Source organism: Pseudoalteromonas sp. Z1A6 (assembly GCF_011378745.1).
Classification (GTDB): domain Bacteria; phylum Pseudomonadota; class Gammaproteobacteria; order Enterobacterales; family Alteromonadaceae; genus Pseudoalteromonas; species Pseudoalteromonas arctica.
The window spans coordinates 1-2,082 of the sequence record NZ_WTKW01000514.1; the positions used below are offsets into that span (position 1 = coordinate 1).

General features: G+C 41.5%; 1 protein-coding gene. It reads right to left on the reverse strand.

Going from position 1 to position 2,082, the window contains the following annotated elements; all coding sequences use genetic code 11:
• Nucleotides 1-52 precede the first annotated feature (52 nt).
• Entirely contained in the window at nt 53-1,876 is a 1,824-nt protein-coding gene (gene typA / locus GQR46_RS19050) for a translational GTPase TypA (protein WP_024589533.1), read from the reverse strand.
• Between the last annotated feature and the right edge of the window lie 206 nt (nt 1,877-2,082).

The window sequence follows — 2,082 nt, forward strand, 5'->3', positions numbered from 1 at the left end:
GCTGTATTTTTCAATACAGCGGCTTTTAAAATCACAATTCTAAATTAATAGATTATGCTTTAGGTCCACGACCTGCACGTTTACGTTCGTTTTCTGTAAGGTAACGCTTACGGATACGAATGTTTAGTGGAGTTACTTCAACTAGCTCGTCATCATCGATGAACTCAAGCGCTTGCTCAAGTGAGTAGTTAAGGTGTGGAGAAAGCGTTTGCGCTTCATCAGTACCAGATGCACGTACGTTAGTTAACTGCTTGCCTTTAAGGGCGTTAACTGTAAGGTCGTTATCACGGTTATGAATACCGATAACCATACCTTCGTATACTTCAACACCGTGACCGATGAATAAACGGCCGCGTTCTTGTAAGTTGAATAATGCGTTAGTAAGTGCTTTACCCGTTGCGTTTGCAATCATTACGCCGTTCTTACGAACACCGATGTCGCCACCTTTGTGAGGACCGTAATGATCGAACGTATGGTACATAAGACCAGAACCCGAAGTAAGCGTCATGAAATCAGTTTGGAAACCAATTAAACCACGGCTAGGGATCATGAAATCTAAACGCATACGGCCTTTGCCATCTGGAGTCATGTTAGTAAGTTCACCTTTACGTAGGCCAACTTGTTCCATAACAGAACCCTGATGCTCGTCTTGACAGTCAATAGTTACTGTTTCAAACGGTTCTTCTAGAACGCCATCTACAGTACGTAAGATAACTTCTGGACGAGAAACTGAAAGCTCGTAACCTTCACGACGCATGTTCTCGATTAAGATACCTAGGTGTAATTCACCACGACCAGAAACACGGAAGCTATCTGGGCTACCAGTATCTTCAACGCGAAGTGCTACGTTGTGTACTAATTCTTTGTCTAAACGCTCACGGATATTACGTGACGTTACAAACTTACCTTCTTTACCACAGAAAGGTGAGTTATTTACAGAGAATGTCATTGTTACAGTTGGCTCATCAACACTTAGAGGTGGTAATGCTTCAACGTTTCCTGGGAAACAAACTGTATCAGAAATCTTAAGCTCACCAATACCTGTTACAGTTACGATGTTACCAGCGTAAGCTCTATCAGTTTCGATACGTTCAAGACCTAGGTAGCTTTGTACTGCGCCAATTTTACCATTACGTGTAGTGCCATCAGCACTGATAATAGTAACTTGTTGGTTAGGAGCAACAGAACCACGTTTAATACGACCAATACCAACTACACCAACATAAGAGTTGTAATCTAGTTGAGAAATTTGCATTTGGAAGTCACCTTCAGGATCTGCATCCGGTGGTGATACTTCGTCAACGATCATCTTGAACATAGGTTCCATGTTGTCTGATGGCTCGTCTAAATCTAGTGTTGCCCAGCCGTTGATAGCTGAAGCGTAGATTACTTTAAAGTCTAACTGTTCGTCAGTTGCGCCAAGGTTGTCGAATAAATCAAAGATTTGATCCATAACCCAATCAGGACGTGAACCTGGCTTATCAATTTTATTGATAACTACGATTGGCTTTAAGCCTTGCGCGAATGCCTTTTGCGTAACGAAACGCGTTTGTGGCATTGGACCTTCTTGAGCATCAACAAGTAATAATACTGAGTCAGCCATCGAAAGTACGCGTTCAACTTCACCACCGAAATCGGCGTGTCCCGGAGTATCTACGATATTGATATGGTAGTCGTTCCAAGAGATGGCTGTGTTTTTAGCCAAAATGGTAATACCACGTTCTTTCTCAATGTCGTTTGAGTCCATCACGCGCTCTTCGTTACCGCCGCGTGTTTCTAATGTACCTGATTGCTCAAGTAGTTTGTCAACCAGAGTTGTTTTACCGTGGTCAACGTGCGCGATAATCGCTATATTTCTTAACTTTTCGATGCTCATATATTTACTCAGAGAAATTAAATTCTCAATGATCCTGCAAGATCTACGCACTCATCCACGCTTTCGCGAGATGTCCCAGCATAGGATTTAAAAGGGCGCATATTATCCCTCATTAATGACATGGATGAAAGTTTATCCAATACATATTTTAAAACTTTCTCAATACTTTTACTAAGTATCTGTTTTATATATGACAATTATATGAA